Below are 18,711 nucleotides of genomic sequence, written 5' to 3' on the forward strand. Positions count from 1 at the left end.
GTTTTACATCTGATTCTAAGTAACGTTCGCTGTCTTCTATAAATTTTATTAAAGCTTCATTCAAAGAAATTCCTCCCTTTAAAAATTTTAATTATTTCGGGCTAAGGTAAAGTTTACCATAAGTTTACACTTCTAGATATTTATTTAAATTAAAAAAGAAGCTGGGTTTAAAGCCAAGCTTCTTAAATGTTTATCTTATAAATTTGTAGGGTGTGTAGTGTAAGAAGATATGGCATTTAAAGAGAATAAAAAATTAAAAGTTGATCTGTATCAATTACGTGTGACAAAGAAAACCGAATAGTATTCCTAACCTCATCAATCGTCAATCCAATCGCAGCAAGAACATGACTTGGTTTGCTCGAACTACAGGCAGAACCTGTAGATACAGCCATTACTGGTGAAAGCTTCTTAACAAGGATTTCATTATTTAATCCTTTAAATTGTACGCTTAGAATCCCAGGAATCTTATCCTCTTGATCGTTATTAAAAGAAATAACAGTCTTAAATTTTTCTAAAAGTATATCTCTTAGTGTTTCTTCTAAGCGATTCAATTTACCGATATTCTCTTGTAGAGATCGATAAGCTAGTTCTGCTGCTTTTCCCATCCCAACAATATTATGGACAGCAAGTGTACCACTTCTGATGCCTTGTTCCTGTCCACCGCCATGAATAAGAGGGGTTATAGGAGTAGAAATACCATACTCATCTCGTCTGATGTAGGCAACTCCAGTTCCTTTAGGTCCGTGAAACTTATGAGCTGAGCAAGACAAGAAAGATATACCAGGGTAGTTCTCAAGATTAAGATCAACTTTACCTATAACCTGAGTAGCATCTGTATGAAACAATACCCCTTTATCAAAGCAAAATTCTGAGATTGTTTTAATCGGGTTTAATGACCCAAGTTCATTATTTCCCCACATAATAGAGACAAGAATAGTATCCTCTCTCAGAGCTTCTTCTAAATCTTCACAAGAGACCCGTCCATAACCATCAACATCAAGATAAGTTATTTCAAATCCTTTCCGTTCTAAATACTCACATGTATCTAGAACAGAAGGGTGTTCGGTTTTTGAAGTAATAATATGCTTGCCCTTTGACTGATAATAATCTGCAACGCCTTTTAAAACCATGTTATTAGTCTCAGTCGATCCACTAGTGAAAGTTAATTCTTCCGGTTTACTTCCTAATAGTAGCGCAACATTATTTCTGGCATTTTCAACAGCCTCTTTTGCATTTACGGCAAAAGAATAGTACTTACTTGAGGGATTCCCAAATTCCTCAAGTAAGTACGGAAGCATAGCCTCTTTAACTTCTGGTAAGAGGGGAGTAGTAGCACTGTTATCTAGATATAACATATAGATTAACCCCTTTATGCATCTATTTTAAATAAATTATTTAGTAATTTATCGTAGTTACCTGCATGGCGATATTCGTTTTCAAGTAGTTTAATTCCGCGCTCTAAATGTGCATTGAAATAGTCTGGAAAATATTCTTCATCTGTCAGGTTGCGCTGTGCATGTTGGCGTATGATTGCTTTGAAGACATAGTCATGTTCTCCAGTCATAGCATTACGATGAATATCTACACCACTTTTATCTTGGACCATTTCAGGAACTTCAGGAATACGTAGAGATAAACCTACCGCAATTCTAGATAATATATTCCAAGTTAGCCCCGTAGAGGATTGAAGGGTCTTTAAGATCTCTCCAGTGTTCTTGGATGTTTTTATTCTAAAATTCATTGGTTAACCTCCATTCCTTTAAAAGAAAAGTAATCATTTAGTATAGTTGTCTCTTTATTGTTTACATCGAAGTCGAGTGTGTATTCCTTAGCCGTGTAGTTGTGCAGTAGATTATAGGTTGATTCATCGATCTCTGAATCAGTTGAGAGTACAATCGCTTGTCGGCCACAATTCGGAATATAATGAGTTAGTATACTTTGTTTGTGTGAGCGATCTAGTCTCCCTAGCAATGTATCAAAAATAAACGGTACATTACGGCCAGAACATTTAAAGATTGCCCAAATGATCGATAATAATAGTATTTCTTTTTCACCGGCAGAAAGGGTGGATTTCTCCATTGCTTCATTATTTTGATCATAGAGACTTACTTCAAAAGTGGATGAATCAATTTTAATAGAAGCAATATAATTCTGTTTTCTCATTAATTTATTAAGCATACGTAATGTTTCCATTTGAACTTCTTGCAATTTCTTTTGTAGTTGAAGTTTCCTAAATTTTTGACTTAACGAGATAATCTTTTGAGACTCAACGAATGAGTTTCTACTCTTTTCTTGATCTCTAAACTTGAATTCAATTGTCTCTATAGAAGCATTCACTTTATCTAATTGAGTCTGTAATTCTACTAAGGAACTTTGCGCAGCTTCAATATCCTGAGTAATTGAGTGGAGTTGACTATTGTATTTTTCCATGTCAGAAACCATGCCACTAAACTCAGATGAAGAATCATTAATTTTAATTTTGCCTCTTAATTCTTGAATTTCTTTTAGTTTAGCTTTATTTTCATCAATCACGCTAATATAAGAATTCAATTTGTTGGTTTGAACTTCTTGATAGATGTTTTCAACCTGGTTTCCTTCAGAGAATGATGCCCCGTGAATAAGATCAGTGGATTCAGAAGGTTTCACCGTTGACAGTATTTCTTGTCTGAGAACATTTTCTGAATTCTCATTTGGTGTAAGTTCCAACTGCTTAAGAATGCTCTTAATTTTATCAATCGTCAATTTCTCGTCTAAAGAAGAGAACAGTTGGAATTTTTCTTCATTTAATAATTGTTCCCGCGTTTCTTTTACAAGATCTTTAGCCAAGTAGAATGGAAGAGTACTAGCTACGAAATTCTTTAGAAGCTCCTGGTTTTGCTTCCTGTCATTTTCTAATCCTACTATGCTTTGATTAATGCTTTCTCTTTGATCTCGAACTAATCCGCCATGGATTTCAAAATCACTTTTAATTCTTTCATATTCCTCTTCGACCGTTTGTCGCTGTATAGAGAGGTCGTGTATCTTTTTTTGATATTCCATTATGTTATTTTGATGACTACTCTTTGTTTCTTTTAAGTTGATAAGTTCTTTTTCTTGATCATTTAAAGAAGCTGTACGTGCACTTTGTTGACTGTACTGATCTAAATCTTTTTCCATTACTTCAAATAAGTCTAGGTTAAAGAGAACATTGGTCAGTTTCTCAATATAACTTGATAGGAGATTGTTATTAATAATTCTAGAGATTTCTTCTCCGTCAAATAGGCATAAGTCTAACAAGTGAGGAGGCATAATTTCTTTCAATTTTGATTGAAAGACTTCTCTTTCGTAGTCATTTAAAAACTTCCCATTTTGCAGTACATCAAGAGACTCTTTAACATTTTCGTTTTGGTAGCGCCAGGATCTGTAAAGGGAATATTCTTTTTTTGTAAGGTCGTCAATGACTTCAAAATCTATTCTTAAACGGAAATTATTTTCATTATTAATTTTTGCTGAGTAGTTAAGTAATGAATCTACTCTCTTTAAATACTCTTTGTTTTCTGTTTTGTAACCAAACGCAAATGAACCGAATAGCCCCATCTTAATGGAATTTAGTAACGTCGTCTTTCCAGCTCCATTTTCCCCACCAATCAGTACCGTGTTTTTACTGGAAGAAGTTGATAAGTCAATGGTGTGCATGCCTCGGTAAGGACCAATGTTTGTAAGATGAATTTTTTTTATATACATAGCTTATCTCCTCGAAATCTTATAAGTTTAAATAATCTTGTTTGAGTACTTTTGACATTTCCTCCATTAACCCTCTTCTGACTTTTAACCCAGAAAAGTCTTTTTCAACAAATAACAGTTTCTTAATGACTTTTATATCTACTTTGTATTCATCGCAAAGTAACTCAAGGTCAGATATTTGATCATTGTTAAATAAAGGACGATCATCAATTTCCCACTCTAGATCATGACCGAGTGCAGACTTATAGATATGAGGTACATGATCTTCCCAATCTCCATTTTTATACCAGATCTTACGAATGGCTTTTAATTCTTCTTCTTTAATAAGTTCGTAGTTTGGATCATCTGGATGTTGTAATTGCTTTTGTGTTTTTAGAAGTCTTTCAAGTATTTCTCTTCTAGCTCTCATTGTAAAAGGTCCGAGTCCAAGTTGTGCATACTTTTCTTCATTAGAGTCTTCATCAATATAGGTGACAAGAATATTATGGCCTTGCTCCGTACTTAGGTCGATATCATTCTCTAATAGATATGTTTTTAAGTTATCTCTTTCCACAATGATATAGTTTTCATCATTGATCTCTACGAATTCTTTCGGTCTACTACCTTTTTTAGGAATGTGATGATACTCTTTCCCATCAATTATTTCCACAAGAATATCGCGATAATAGATTTGACCATGTTTTCGATATTTCATTCTCATCGTACGATCATCTCTAATAGAAGATAGCCAGTTTCTAAAATTCAACAACGGTTTCATCCAGTCATGGCCAGTTTGAATAAATCCTGAAAGTGCTTTATCTTCATTTACCACTGTACATACCCAACAACCAAAGCGACTATTTCCACAAGATCCTGCTGTATCTTTAACCGTTTTATCTACTACTAGAGGACATTCTCCGCTACTAGAATCTTGATAAAGTCTATGTAGCTCATAGTTGTCATCTCCCCAAGGAGAAGAGTTGTTTAATAGATAATCCCAAACATCATCTAAATCAAACGTTTTGATAGGCGCGTACACATATGCATTCGATAAGGTTGAGTGACGCATGAGAACTTTCCCCTCAACAGTATGTGAACGAATGACATTCGCTCTTGTAGCACTTTCGTCTTCACGTACGCCTAGCACCATGATTACTTCACCAAAAGAATTTACTTTTTCAGTGATAAATTGATTTGCTGGATCAATTTTCAACCGATCCGTACACCAACGGAACTGTTGGTTTGGTGATGGGTAACCTTTTCCAATAATGTTATACCAGAAAGATTGCTCTACAACTGGTTTTACTTTATGTGTTTCAATTGGCAATCCTAAGTCTAATGCTTTCTCTTGCACTTTTCGTAATGTCTGATTAATTGATTGAATAATCAGTGGTGTCTCCACAAGAGTATCTGATGAGATCACATATATTTTTTTGTGAAGCTTTTCTGGTGGCAATTCTTTTAATGCTTCAAATACCAGTTGTACGACTACTGTGGAGTCTTTTCCTCCGCTATATCCAACTACCCATGGTCTGTCATCGGATAAGTATACGTCGATAATTTGCTCTTTTGCTTTATCTATGACTGTTTTTTCTTCAGTAAAGAGACTTGAAATAATTCCCTCGCTCATATTAATGATCCCCTTGCTTAAATTTATTCTCTATGTTCATCTCATGTTCAAGTAGTGGCAATCCTAGTAATATCTTGATTTTATTTGTAGTGAGTTGGATGGTATGGTTGTTCTTTTGAATTCGACCATTCTGGTTAAACGCTCTTCCTAACCAAAACTCTGTGTTAGCACGATTCCAGTCTATTGTAGACAACTTTTGTAAATATTCTTTCCAATCTTCGGTATGGAATTCCCTTAAATATTTACCTAACACTCCAATAGCTTCAATAAAAACTCCGTGACCAACAATAAAGTTTGCTCTTAGATCTCTAGGAGAAAGCTTTTTGTTTAAAACATCGTTCCATTCAACAATACTTTCTGTGAGAGTTTGCCAGAATTCGAACAAGAATTGCCTATCATTTTCAGAGATAGAATCGCCTTTCGTTTTTCCCAGAAGCTTAAGATTCGTATTAAAAACATGATTCAATGCTAGAATCTTAGGTGAATTCTTAGAAAGGGAAACTCTTTCCCGGTCTGTATATCGTTTTAACAATGGAATTTCTTTGACAATTTCTTTAGTCACGAGTGCCAGTTTATCACGATGATCATACAAAATACCAATAGAAGAAGTCGTATTAACAGCGTGCCGATTTAGGTCGGAGAATATCTGTTGTGATTTTGTTAACCCTTCATCATGAAAGAATACAACAGAAATCGTCTCAGACCCTATTTCTGGTGATATTTTTAATGCTTCTTCTATAGCGGCACGCCGATGCTGTCCATCATTGATTAAAAAGCGCGCATCTAAAGCAACTCGTAATTGGCCAAGATCTTTTGAAGAAGGATCCTGTCCAAAAGGAACAAATTCTAACTCTCCATCAATGGAGGCTGTTAAGGAAGAAAATACATAATCACGATTATTTTCTACAATATAATTTGTAATCTCAGGAATTCTGGTTTTATTAAGAATTCGTTGTGCCCTATGTTCGGGTGGGATCTCATCCTCATCAAATAAGAAAATCTTAGGGATAATTCTTAATGGACACATTGCTACATAATATTCCTTATCTGCTTGAATGCCCTTAATTGCTGGGAAAGTATAACTAAATGCCGCATCCATGTGTACAACCTCCATTTTACGTACGTAATTTTATGATATTATTATATACCTTTATTAAGTGATCTTCAATTAAATACGAACCTTTATTCGCCTATTTAATAAAACATTTTCTGGAAAGTGAGGTGGGATATCAATTTTTTGTCAGTTGTATGTTAAAATTGTTACAAAAGAGACACTTCGGAGATGATGAGAAATGAGTACAGATGAACAATTTTTTCTGAGTTTTATAGATGAGATCAATCCTGTTGCAGCTCAAAATGCAAAGAAAATGGAAGAACTTCTTTTTGAAGATGCCAGTAGCTCCATTGTAAAAGGTAGATTATTTGCAGAAGCGATATTAAACGAGGTTTTTAAGATTGAAGAGATTGAAGCTCCTTATGTAAATTCGCTTTATGACAAAATTTCATATTTAACTCGTGGAGGATACATCGAGAGGGAAGTACAACAATCGTTTGATACGATTCGGTTATCAGGTAATAAAGCCGCTCATGATGGTGGATTTAACGATATAACAGTAGCTTTCAAATTACATAAAGAAATGTACAATATTGCGGTTTGGTTTGTTGAGGTATATTCAGTAAAACAAATCAAAATACCATTATATGAAACTCCTAAGCCTCCAAAAAAGGAAGCAAATATTGAAGACCTTGTTCAGAAAAAAATCATGCAATTATTAGGTTCTAATGGATTTCCAAAATTAGTGCCAGGAGAAGAACAAGAAGAAAAGCAGCCAACTACTCCTTTTAGTGTAAAGGAGAATAGTTTGTTTGATGATAAGATCGGAGAAGGAGAGAGCTATCTATTAAGAGAACTAAAACGTCTACAGGACTCTTCCCAGGAAGCGATCGAGAATGCAAATCAATTCAGTCGTTTTAAGAATTATATGCATGTGGATCGGAAGATTCAGTTAGATTTTGAACATATTTTAGAAGGAAGAAATGGCAAGTCAAATGGGAATTTAATTTTGTTATGTGGAAGTGTGGGAGATGGTAAGTCTCATTTACTAGCATATCTCAAAGAAAATAAACCTTATCTGATTGATGAATATACCATTTATAATGATGCAACTGAAAGCTTTTCTCCAGGGAAGAATGCGATGGAAACTCTGGAAGATGTGTTGAAAAGCTTCTCTGATCAACATATAGAGGAAACTAGTGAGAAAGTAATATTAGCCATTAACATGGGGGTCCTTCATAACTTCATCCATGCTAAGCATAAGGAATACTCTTATCAAAAGCTAAGAGACTTGGTAGAGGAGAGTGAATTGTTCTCACCAAATATTACTACACATTACTCCAGTGGTAATTTCGATTTACTTAGCTTTGGTGACTACCATCCATATGAATTAACAAAAGATGGTCCAACTTCAAGGTTTTATTTTACTTTAATGGAAAAAATCTTCTCTAATCATGAAGAAAACCCCTTTTACCGAGCTCTTGTGGAAGATGAGAAGAGAGAGTTTAATACTATGGCACATGAGAATTACAGATTGTTGCAAAATGAATTTGTACAAAAACAAATTGTAAATCTCTTAATCGAAGCCATTGTAAAAAACAAATTAGTTATCTCAGCACGGGCATTTTTAAATTTCATTGCAGATATCATTATTCCAGATGATGTTCGCACCACAGCCATTATGCCTGAATTTGAGGTGCTTAAAAATGCTGTTCCTACTCTACTTTTTAATAGGAAAGAGAGATCTGTCATTCTGAATGCATTAAGTTATGGAGACCCGATTCATAAGAGGTCTATTTATATAGATCAAATTGTCATTGATCTTAATACCCTAAGCGATTGGGGGAATTTAATTGAAGGAAATATAGTTTCTGAAACAGCAGCAAAATGGCTAAAACCACTGGCTCAGGAAACAAACCTAACTAACTATTCATTTGATTTGTTTTTCAAGACATTTATTCGAATCGCATCACTAACAAATAAGCAATTTGCGTCTAAATTGACGGATCCACTGTACACTTCTTTTATTAAATATCTTTATTATTTTAATGTAGGAGAAAGAGCACATATTATCAATTTTTATGGGGAAATAAAATCGGCTATTTTCAATTGGAAAGGGTCGCCCAAGAGAGAGTATATCTATCTTAATAAGCCAGATGAGAAGTTCAGAATTGCTCAAAAGCTTATACTAAGACCTTATGTTTCGCATATAAAGCAAAATACAGAGGATGTTCTATACTCTTTTAAATCTTCTATTTTAATGGGTTACCATAAGGGTGATCAAGAGACAAAAGAATTCTTAGATATAGACTTTCCCTTATATGAATTATTGATGAAAGTGGAAGATGGGTATCGCCCAAATAAAAAAGATATAGAAGACGCAATCAAGTTTGTAGAGTTTATAGAGAAATTAATGGCCTTTGGAGAGAAGAGAAATGAGCTACTAATTCATTACCCGAATGACAAGAAATTCTACAAAATTAAGAAAGATGATTTTGAGCGTTTCGTCTTTGAAAGGGAGAAATAACAGATGAGTCATCTTTATATTGAACATTTAAATAAACATTTAATTAAAAAAAACAAGCATGATGTAGGAGAAGTCCTTGATGTTTTGCCCTTCTTAACTAAGAGAACGGGTGCCATTAAGGGGAATTTCAATCAAGTCCTTGGTGAGTTTGTGCGCTTTAACTCTTCATTGGAATTAGACTCCCATGCGTATTCTGAGATTGAAACGTTTACGACCGATGAACAAAACAAATATAGTGAGCATATCGCAAGTAAAGTGGAGTTTCTAGATGATAGCGATGCCTCATATGATTTCGTCCGCTTTTTAAATCAATATCTGTCTAATGAAGATGAGATCAAGCCAATTCATCCATATTTATTTAATTATATCCCTAATGAACGGTTTGAAGGGGAATTTAAGAAATATGCACAATTCTTAAGTGAGACGCTCGCATTAGAAAATAATGAGATTAAAGAAATCTTTATAAATAAAAAATCAGAAGACATTTTGACTGAATTAGTACTAAGTCAATTGGATGGTCTTAAAGAAGCAAAATGGAAAAGAAGACAATATCAACAGCTACTTGCCCCTTTAGTGAAGTGTTACCAAGAAGATTTAATCTTTCTCAGTAAGCATAAGGATTATTTCTTAGCATCGTTTCCTTTGTTGACTCATTTCTATACATTAATGTATGCAATGCAACTATTGTTTAAGTTTGAGCAATTTACTAATGCAAATTTTGATGAAGTAACTCCTTTATACTTTGCACTAGAATGGGAAGCAATTAGTAAACGGAGAAGTGCAGCAGACGAAATATTAGGATATAAGTTTATTAAAGAAAATGCCAAGAAATTGTTCCCGCATATCCACACGATTTCTCATTTAAGTCACAATGTTTTGCAGGAAGACAAGGAAGATCGTTTGAATTTTATTCCTTATAGTACTCTATACGATAGAATAAAAAATAAAGGTGAGAGTTTTGAACAGGAATTTCTACACGAATTAAAAGAATGGATCAATTTATATAAAAAGCTACCGTTTACAAACATAACCATTGAAGATAACTCAGAAACCCTGCCAGAAGCATTCAAGGTGTTATTTGCGTGTCTCCAAAAGGGGACGAGTAGTAGTGTAGCTGATAAATTCGGTAAGAATATAGAAGACCTTGCTTCCGACCAGTTCGTTAAGAGTAGAGGAAGTATCGGAAATGTATTAAATATCAAACATGAATTCTTGCTATTGATTACAGCTGTTTCTGTAAAAGACAAACGTATTCCTTTAAATGAACTATTTCATGAATTTGAAAAGAGAGGAATAGCACTGGATCGTTATTCTAAAAAAGAAGTGATGAACCTATTCGATAACTTGAATATTATCGATAAAAAAAGTGATAGTGGTGATGCTCAGTATGTCAAACCAATTTTATAATTACATCGTTTCTACGTTAATTGATTACTTTAAAACAACCGTTGTTAAACCCGGAAATAGATATTACCTACAATTAGATAATCAAAAGGAACTAAGTCATTTAATCAGTTCTTTGAGAGAGATTACTAATATACAAACTTTCGCGTACCAGCATGATCATGGAGACAAATATGAAACTTTCTCTATCCCATTTAATGGTGTGAAATTGGTTATTGCCCATACCTCTAAAAATGTTACCCCTGATTTTTTAGTTACATTAAGAAATCTAGTTGGTGAGCAAAAGGGAGGGTGGAACCAAACCGCGCTTCTTAGTGTAGTAACTGAGCAACTGGACTCTATCCAGGGAGGAAGTAGTGATCTTCAAAAAGAGGGGATGCCTCTACATATTAATTCCATCTTCTCTAATCTAAAAATTAAAATAGAGAATAGCGGACTTGAAAAGGTTGATCAGATTATTTTACAAGACAATTTAGATAACCTCATTAAAGAACAGTCATTTCAGCAAATTACTCTCTTCGATTTTGAAGACATTTTTAATACATTAGAGAGAGGCTCCATCGAAGACCAAGAATATCATAAGTTTGGCATATTCAAAGATGACGATTTAGCAACCTTTAAAGGGAAAGATCAGAAAAATAGGCTAAATGAAAATCGTGAACTTTTTGATTTTGTCAGAAGGTATCATGATCTAGGTTTAGGGGATGAAGAGTTAGAGAAAAGGTTTTCTCCAAAAGGAGTTAAAGAATTAAAGGACTCTGAATGGATAAATCTATCCTATTCACAAGTTCATAAAGCTCATGATGACTATAAAAAAAGTATTGGAACGAAAAAAGTCGATTTACAAACAATTAAAGTATATGAAAAGCTGAATATATGGAATAAACCCCATAAAGAATCGTCTGCAGGAAATAGAAAAAGACACTTAATAATTTTTAACCCTGACCAACTGCCTGAAATTAAGTTGCGGGCAAATTTTCAGTTTACGGGTGATATAAAGAGTCTATCAAACGAGTATCTTACCGTTCAAAATCAATTCAAATCTTCTTGTTCTGCTGAAGTAAAAAAGAACAATATTGAAGTAAGCATTAAAGTTGAAAAAAATAATGTAACCTTTACAAGGTTTACTTACAAACATGATAAAAAAGCCGCATTAGGTGCTGATTTCCTAATAGCTGTAGTGCCTTTAGAGCCTATCAGTTTAGATAAGTTTAAATCCAATTATACGATAGACCCTATTCAAAGAGTCATTGGTCTCCAGTATGAGGGAGATCAAATCGTCCTTGGACAAGGATTTGATAAACTGACTATAGAAGTAGAAAAAGATGACCAATCGGTGGACATTTCAGAAGATAATCAAGTGACAATTAAGCCACTTCCAGAAGCATTTAATGATGAAGATGAGCTGAAAATAAACTTATCATTTGGTGAGGTCCATGTACCAGTCTTACTTAAAAACGAATTACAGGAATCCATGCCTATAAATGGTCAGAGACTTTGGAGGCTTATTAGGGAAAAAGGTCAGGATATACAGTGGATAAAAGAAAATAATAGACTAGTTCTTGAGAACAGTGAATTTTATATGCACTCAGAATATAAACAGTATTTTCATTGGGAAGATACTTGGGTTGAAGAAGGCATGAAATTTGCTAAATTTGATTCGGATCAGCTTTTACAAGAAGATCTTAAACTAAGTGACGACCTTCGAGAAGCCTATAGTAGGTTTATTACGTATTTTAAAACGTGGAATTCAATCCCTAGCTTGTCTTATGTTACTCCTGATTATGAGACAAGGGCGAAAGAGTATCTTTCAGCCTATGTGAACGAGATTAAAGGTTTCAGAAATGGCACTCCAGCTGGAAAAAAGGGAATGGATCTATTTAAATTAGGTATGGTTCAATCAAATGAAATGGTTTACTTAACACCATTTCACCCACTAATGGTTGCTTTCAAACTAAAGTTCTATGACTTGTTGGAGTCGGAAGAAGTAGATAACAGTATACTTAACCGTCTTCATCCTGATGCGCTGCTCCCATATATATATGATGAAAATGAAAAGTTATATAAATCAGAACATCAACAGGCAGCTTTAGAGTGGTTAACCTTTAAATTAGTTCAAAATGTTTCGGTTTCAGATGCGAATCAATTTTTAGCTAAAGTAGTTAGTGACAAGATGTCTCAATTTAAAGAGCATTTCTCATATTTATTTATTGAACAATCACTTGCTCCGTTACAGCTAAATATTATTAACATCGTGAATGATCATGAAGTATTGAAGGGCATTCTTCAGTGGATGGTAAATGTAATTGAAAAAGAAGGAATCGATTATTTAAAACCTATTGAAGTAACTCTATATAGAAAAGATGAAGCAGAATCAGCATTTGATCTTTTTGCCCGTACAGATTCAGTTGATGCAGTTGTAGAATTATTTGACATTAAGTTAAAGCCTAATGACTATGATAAAGAGGATGTACTAAGAAAAATCAGAGAAAAGTTGTTCTTTTATAAGAAAAGTGACACCACTGAATATAAATACGCGCATATTTCTTTTTACAAGATGAAGGCTCAGGAGAAATTCGCTGTTCAACCTATGCGTGACATGGATTCAGGCGTGGCAATTGAAGGACTATACTCAAGTGTACCTTCCATGAAAGATGAAGAAAACTATAAGAGTGGATTTGGCGTGAAGTCTTATACCATTGAGGAAGATAACTATCTAACCCAGACTTCCTATTTTGTGAATGAGCTTGCTGCGAATTTAAGGAATAGTGGAAACGACAGCTATCGAAAAGGCGAAGCGATCTTCTCGAGGACTACGACAACGGATGAGGAAGATCTAGAAAAAATCTTCAAATCTTCTTATTGGGTAACCTTCGTGGATCCTACCATTGATCTGGAGTATTTTAATCAATATGATGGAAACCTAGTGGTTATTCATTACAGTGACCAGTATTCATCATCGAGTAGATATGATGCTATTACAGTAACAGATAAGTCTAACCAGTACTATGCAGTCATCAAGGAGTTCCTTAAACAAAAAGAAGTGGAAGGAACAGATCAGAATGTGTTAAGTACGATTAAAGCATTTAATACCTTTAACGGTGAATGGTTACTTCGAATTATTGGTAGTAAAGGACATTATGATCGGGAGAAGTTAAGTATTATATCAGCTATTAAGTTCTCCGTATCTTATTTAGACCATCCTAATATACTTTGGGTCCCTATTTCTCTAGAAGAAGTATTACGGGTTGCGGGAGCAGTGAGTCTTAATAAGTCTGAAGGAGTGTTTACTGCTAAGAATCTAGGAGTAAAAGGTAGCCACAGTGATGACCTTCTCTTAATTGGATTAGAAAATAACAATAATGATTTGGCCCTTCATTTCTATCCTGTAGAAGTCAAGATTGGAATTAATAGTGGGACTGTTTTAGAAAAGGCAAAAATCCAAGTTGAGAAAACAAAGAAACTTTTATTAGAGACACTTACTGGTGAAGTAGGTGATACCTTTACAGGGAAGTTTTACCGAAACTTCTTTGCGCAATTACTCATCTCTAACTCTAAGAAATTAGAACAAAGTGAATTTTGGAATGATAAAGGCTACTTCTTATCCGGTGAAATAAAAGAAAAATTATTAAAGGATCAATATACTGTATCTACAAAGCTTGATGAGTTTATTGGTGAAGGCGCCATCCTCTCATTCCAGAAGAATGTTTATCACCGAAGTGCTGTAGTAGATTCAAACGTTCTTCTTTTAAATCTAACTGAAAAAGATGGATATGAAGGTCTAGTTCGTCCGATTAAAGATTTACGAGATTGGATTCAAGAAAAGGAAAATGATTTTGTTAAGGAAGACATGCTATCCACTAGATATACATCTTCTATTTCAACTTCATCTTCACCTGAAAGTATGAGTGAACCCCTAGCATTGGTTGATGGTAAAGGTGAGTATGAAGTAGTACCGGAGGCTATCGATAAAGAAATCGATGGAGCTAGCGTTGAACGCAAAGAACAGTCTGAGGAAGTACAGGAAGACTCTTCAAACGATTTAATAGAAAAAAGTCCAGAAGATTCAACAGCTGAGTTAGATCAAGGTGAATCAACTGTTCCTGGATACGAAGTTGAGTCTGAAGATCAAGAGAACGCTTCAAATGGAGAATCCACAAAGAATTCTCTTGATGGAGATAAGCCTCGTGCATCCGTAGATTTAGAAGATGCGAGAATACTTATAGGTAAACCAGAGAATTCTAACCGAAAAATCTACTGGGAATATGGAAATAATGGCTTAGCCAATAGACACTTATTAATTTCCGGTAAATCTGGTCAGGGTAAAACGTACTTTATGCAGTGTTTGTTACTTGAAAAATCAAAGCTTGGAATTCCAAGTATCGTTATAGATTACACTGAAGGTTTCTTACCTAACCAGCTGGAACCAGAGTTTGTAGATTTCTTAGGGGATAAACTTAAACACAAAATTGTGTATAGTGAGAAGCTTCCTATCAATCCGTTCGAGAAAAATGTTCGAGACATTGGTGGAATTCAGTTGCCTGAGTCGAATACAGACGTAGCAGAACGTATAAAAAGTGTTTTTTCTTCTGTATATAAAACGTTAGGTATTCAGCAACAAAATGCCATCTATGAAGCTATATTAAATGGGTTAGATCGATATGATGATGGAATGAGCCTCATCAAACTCAAAGAATTACTCGAAGAAGACGGTAGTAGTTATGCCAAAACTGCTTTATCTCAGATTAGGCCATTAATTGATCGTAATCCATTTAATAATGATAATTCATTAAAATGGAATGACATAATCAAGAGTGATGGAGAAATTCATATTATCCAGCTGACTGGATTCCCAAGAGATGTGCAATTAATGATTACAGAGTTTATACTTTGGGATCTGTGGAATTACTCTGTTCGCTATGGTAATAAAAATCAACCTATGCCTGTCATTATGGATGAAGCGCAAAACCTAGATCATACTGAAAAATCACCTTCAGCACGGATTCTTACGGAGGGAAGGAAGTTCGGATGGTCTGCATGGTACGCTACTCAGTTCTTGAAGTCCCAACTTGATGCAGGTGAGTTAGCAAGGCTACAAAATGCAACTCAGAAAGTATATTTCTCACCACCGGAGCAAGAGCTATCTAACATTGCTAGCAGCTTGTCTAAAGATCCGCATGAGAAAAAACAGTGGGAGAATGCTCTTTCATCGTTGAAAAAGGGGCAGTGCATTGTTCATGGTCCAGTGGAGAAAGAGAACGGTGAACTCTCAAATCCTACAATTAATGTAGTAAACATCATGTCTTTAAACGAACGAATTTAATAGTATAAAAAAACATCCCGATATTAGGATATCGGGATGTTTTTTATAGAATCATCAACTTAACGTCTTCCATTGATGTTTTTTCATTTTGAAGGTCTTTGATTGTTCTCAGTCCATACTCAATATATGCAATCATATATTGATGTAACTCTTCATCATTCAGTGATCTTTCAGCTTCATTAATGATAAGATGTTTAAACAAAATGAACTCTTTTTCTTTAATGATATTATCAGGAATCGTCCATTTATTGCCACCAGTTATTGCTTCTAGTGAAGGATTCGTACACACTGCAATCCCTTTAGCTAAAGCAATCTTTATAGCATGAGGGCGGTCGACCACTAAAAGATTTACCACATCATCTAGTATTTGCTTTCCTTCTTCAGATAAGGACATTCTTTTATTAGACATCTATTTATCACACCCTAACAAAATCGAAATAGCCATCTCTAATGACTGTATATTTTTTGCGCTCGTCGTAATCCAACATGTATTGTTTGTACGAAGATTGCTCCATTAAGTTTACATACTCACTTGTGATCTCTGTATCAGTAGATAAGATGATCACTTGTTCACTTAAGTTTTTATAGTAATGATTAATTAAATGGTTCCTATGATAACTATCCAGTCGTCCAAGTGGAGTGTCTATGACCATTGGTAAAGATAGATCTGAGACTTTGGTTAACGCCCAAATGAGTGCAGAGGATATCATTTGCATTTCACCTGCGGAGCGTTCTTGTATACTAATCTCTTGCATCCGATCGCTAAATAGTCGGATAGAGTATGTGTTAATATCGAATTCGATCTTTCCAAATTCGTCTTGTTTTCTAAACAAAACTTTTAACATACTTGAGAACTCATCTCTGATATGTTCTGCCTTGAGTTTCGTTACTTCTGTTACATATTCTTTCATAGCGGCAATGGTATTCGTAACATTTTGAAGTCGTTCTTCAAGTTCTTCAGTGTTAGAGTCTTGGTTATTTAGACGAGTAAATTTATTCTTTAGTGCCGTTCTTTGATCTAATAGATCTCGAAGCTTTTTGTTGATTAGTCTATGTTTAGAATCTAATTCCCCTACGATTTTAGTTAACCGATCAATTGTATCATTTTCTTCTTCTAGGTTTACCGATTCTGGTGCATTTCTTATTTCTATCTCAAGCCCATTGTATTCCTGGGTTAATCTTTCAATATTATTAATATAATTGGTAACCTGGTTTTTATCTTTCATTGGTAATGAACTTAAGTAACTGAAGTCTTTATTAGATATATCATGTATTTCCTCAAAATCATCAGCTACATCAATACTGATATCATTTTCTTTTATCCAAATTTCTTTCCCTAATTCTTTTATTTGTTCAAGCTGTACTGGAGAAAGTGGAGGATTTATAGATTGATTCAATAATTTGTCCATAAAGTTCCGATAAGGATTAAGGGATGCATTTTGCAAAATTCTATTTTGACTTATTTCTTTTTCTTTTTTAATTCTATTTTTTAATTTGTTAATTTTATTCCCTAAAATGATATATAACACATTTTCTGTGTAATACGTGTTCAATTCTTTTTTAGCCATGTCTAACTGTGTTGCTACTCTGGTTTGTTTTTTTACGATCGTTTCACGAGACTTTGAGTTCTTACTCATTTTTTCATTTCGATCATTTTTAGCATCATCTACTGCAGCTTGCTGACTTCTTAATTTGATCCGGATTTTTTCTTTCTTAGCTTCATACTTTGCGATAGAATCATCCAATGCAATTAGTTCAGTTTCTGCATTTTTTACTGAGGAGTGACTAACAGAACGTGCTAGCTGTCTTTCAATTGATTGCTTAAGAGTGTTTAAATCCTCAAGAAGTTGTTTGTAAGATTCCATCCCAGTAATTTTGTGAATAGCATCCTTCATTTCTTGACTATTTTGGCGAAGAATAATATCTTTAATCTCTTCTCCATCAAATATGAAAAATGGAGCTGCATGGTAAGGAATAATTTTATCGATGAATTTATTAAAAACATCAATATTATCTATTTGAACTGTTTTTTTAAACTTAGATCCAGCACCCTTTACTTCAAGAGATCTTTGTTCGTGAGAAAGGGTTTTATCACGATTAAAATACCATTTTATTTTTAGATTCCACTCTTCACCTTTGTCCGTTTCCAGAGACAGTGAGACCTGGCACTCACGTCCACCTTCATCAAAAAACGTGTTATTAATAACGTTAGAGAACAATCTCTTATACTCGGTTTCTGTCATTCCACGTTTTCCGAACAATATATATAGAATCGCTTTCAAAATAGTCGTTTTTCCCGCACCATTTAACCCACCGAGTAGAATAATATTTTTGCCGTTCTCTTTTCTTTCATCCTCAGGGATATAAAGATCCACTTCTTGATGACCGTAATAGGTCTTATAATTAACGAATTCTAGTTTTTTCAATAGCATCTTTGTTCACCTCCAGTGGTTGAGTCATTATTGATTTTCTTTAAAATGAAAATCTATCAGAGATTGATATTCTTTAATCCTGGTTTGTTGACTGTTATTTTCATAAGCTTCTCTTTCTGAAAGCTTTACTAGTAACCTGCCTAGTTTAGGAGGGACATTGTTTCGTGTGCAAACCTTAGACATTAATTCTGTTTCTCGTCTTTTCATATCTTTCATGAATTACCACCCAATACTATAATAGGATTGAAAAAGGGAATAGGTCCCTCTAATAATATTACTATAACATTACTCTTAGTTACATGTTTGTAATATAACAAATTATTCCTTATTATAATAACCTGGTACCTTAGTGATTTTTTGTGAAGGTATGAATTTAAAATAAACAATTATATAAAGGAGCATTCCTGTTAGAAGGATTTTTGGGGACTTGAACAAAAAAGAGCCCTCTTGGTATGATACGGGGTGTCAAATCGTGGACCGAGATGACCCCTAACTTAGTTAACCAAGGAGGACTCCAAATTGGATTTTAAACAAAATCAGAAAATAAATCAAGTCACCGAACAAACACTCGTAGTAGGCATTGACATTGCGAAGCGAAAACATTTCGCCTGCTTTGTCGATGACCGTGGGCGGGTGCTC

At 34.3% G+C, this 18,711-nt stretch carries 11 protein-coding genes; 3 read left to right on the forward strand and 8 right to left on the reverse strand.

The window, feature by feature from the left end:
* Positions 1-236: 236 nt before the first annotated feature.
* Genes AM506_RS20865 through dndB form a run of 5 tightly spaced genes read right to left on the reverse strand, consistent with a single transcriptional unit; the run spans position 237 to position 6,431 of the window.
* The gene (locus AM506_RS20865) at positions 237-1,355 is read right to left on the reverse strand and encodes a cysteine desulfurase family protein (RefSeq protein ID WP_060674948.1); all 1,119 of its coding nucleotides are present in this window, start codon (positions 1,353-1,355) and stop codon (positions 237-239) included.
* Between the two features lie 14 nt (positions 1,356-1,369).
* A complete protein-coding gene (gene dndE / locus AM506_RS20870; RefSeq protein ID WP_060674955.1) occupies positions 1,370-1,741 on the reverse strand; it encodes a DNA sulfur modification protein DndE in 372 nt (123 codons plus the stop codon).
* Positions 1,738-3,723, reverse strand: coding sequence for a DNA sulfur modification protein DndD (gene dndD, locus AM506_RS20875; protein ID WP_060674957.1), 1,986 nt, complete (start codon positions 3,721-3,723; stop codon positions 1,738-1,740). The genes dndE and dndD (AM506_RS20875) overlap by 4 nt, the downstream gene beginning before the upstream one ends.
* Before the next feature lie 19 nt (positions 3,724-3,742).
* Positions 3,743-5,332 carry a DNA phosphorothioation system sulfurtransferase DndC gene (dndC, locus tag AM506_RS20880; protein ID WP_060674958.1) on the reverse strand — a complete coding sequence of 530 codons (1,590 nt, stop codon included), beginning with the start codon at positions 5,330-5,332 and terminating at the stop codon, positions 3,743-3,745.
* A 1-nt stretch (position 5,333) separates the two neighbouring features.
* The gene (dndB, locus tag AM506_RS20885; protein WP_060674960.1) at positions 5,334-6,431 is read right to left on the reverse strand and encodes a DNA sulfur modification protein DndB; all 1,098 of its coding nucleotides are present in this window, start codon (positions 6,429-6,431) and stop codon (positions 5,334-5,336) included.
* Between the two features lie 193 nt (positions 6,432-6,624).
* On the opposite strand from dndB, the gene dptF reads away from it, so the two are divergent.
* The 3 genes from dptF to dptH are packed head-to-tail and all read left to right on the forward strand — an operon-like array spanning position 6,625 to position 15,640.
* Positions 6,625-8,913 carry a DNA phosphorothioation-dependent restriction protein DptF gene (dptF, locus tag AM506_RS20890; protein ID WP_060674962.1) on the forward strand — a complete coding sequence of 763 codons (2,289 nt, stop codon included), beginning with the start codon at positions 6,625-6,627 and terminating at the stop codon, positions 8,911-8,913.
* Positions 8,914-8,916: 3 nt separating this feature from the next.
* On the forward strand, positions 8,917-10,320 hold the full coding sequence (dptG, locus tag AM506_RS20895) for a DNA phosphorothioation-dependent restriction protein DptG (RefSeq protein ID WP_060674964.1): 1,404 nt from the start codon (positions 8,917-8,919) through the stop codon (positions 10,318-10,320).
* Positions 10,301-15,640, forward strand: coding sequence for a DNA phosphorothioation-dependent restriction protein DptH (gene dptH, locus AM506_RS20900; protein WP_060674965.1), 5,340 nt, complete (start codon positions 10,301-10,303; stop codon positions 15,638-15,640). Before dptG ends, dptH begins: the two co-directional genes overlap by 20 nt.
* A gap of 43 nt (positions 15,641-15,683) precedes the next feature.
* Here dptH and AM506_RS20905 read toward each other — a convergent pair whose 3' ends face one another.
* From AM506_RS20905 to AM506_RS20915, 3 genes are read right to left on the reverse strand one after another with little or no spacing between them, the layout of a single operon-like run.
* On the reverse strand, positions 15,684-16,049 hold the full coding sequence (locus tag AM506_RS20905; protein WP_060674967.1) for a hypothetical protein: 366 nt from the start codon (positions 16,047-16,049) through the stop codon (positions 15,684-15,686).
* 7 nt (positions 16,050-16,056) lie between these two features.
* Positions 16,057-18,072, reverse strand: coding sequence for a DNA sulfur modification protein DndD (gene dndD, locus AM506_RS20910; RefSeq protein ID WP_060674969.1), 2,016 nt, complete (start codon positions 18,070-18,072; stop codon positions 16,057-16,059).
* Positions 18,073-18,099: 27 nt separating this feature from the next.
* On the reverse strand, positions 18,100-18,288 hold the full coding sequence (locus AM506_RS20915; RefSeq protein ID WP_060674971.1) for a DNA modification system-associated small protein: 189 nt from the start codon (positions 18,286-18,288) through the stop codon (positions 18,100-18,102).
* Positions 18,289-18,711 lie beyond the last annotated feature (423 nt).

Source organism: Rossellomorea vietnamensis, assembly GCF_001305855.1.
GTDB lineage: Bacteria > Bacillota > Bacilli > Bacillales > Bacillaceae_B > Rossellomorea > Rossellomorea vietnamensis_A.

Bases quoted from the DNA above. Each gene is read 5' to 3' on its own strand.
- AM506_RS20865 (WP_060674948.1), bottom strand. From the start codon at position 1,355: ATGTTATATCTAGATAACAGTGCTACTACTCCCCTCTTACCAGAAGTT.
- dndE (WP_060674955.1), bottom strand. From the start codon at position 1,741: ATGAATTTTAGAATAAAAACATCCAAGAACACTGGAGAGATCTTAAAG.
- dndD (WP_060674957.1), bottom strand. From the start codon at position 3,723: ATGTATATAAAAAAAATTCATCTTACAAACATTGGTCCTTACCGAGGC.
- dndC (WP_060674958.1), bottom strand. From the start codon at position 5,332: ATGAGCGAGGGAATTATTTCAAGTCTCTTTACTGAAGAAAAAACAGTC.
- dndB (WP_060674960.1), bottom strand. From the start codon at position 6,431: ATGGATGCGGCATTTAGTTATACTTTCCCAGCAATTAAGGGCATTCAA.
- dptF (WP_060674962.1), top strand. From the start codon at position 6,625: ATGAGTACAGATGAACAATTTTTTCTGAGTTTTATAGATGAGATCAAT.
- dptG (WP_060674964.1), top strand. From the start codon at position 8,917: ATGAGTCATCTTTATATTGAACATTTAAATAAACATTTAATTAAAAAA.
- dptH (WP_060674965.1), top strand. From the start codon at position 10,301: ATGTCAAACCAATTTTATAATTACATCGTTTCTACGTTAATTGATTAC.
- AM506_RS20905 (WP_060674967.1), bottom strand. From the start codon at position 16,049: ATGTCTAATAAAAGAATGTCCTTATCTGAAGAAGGAAAGCAAATACTA.
- dndD (WP_060674969.1), bottom strand. From the start codon at position 18,072: ATGCTATTGAAAAAACTAGAATTCGTTAATTATAAGACCTATTACGGT.
- AM506_RS20915 (WP_060674971.1), bottom strand. From the start codon at position 18,288: ATGAAAGATATGAAAAGACGAGAAACAGAATTAATGTCTAAGGTTTGC.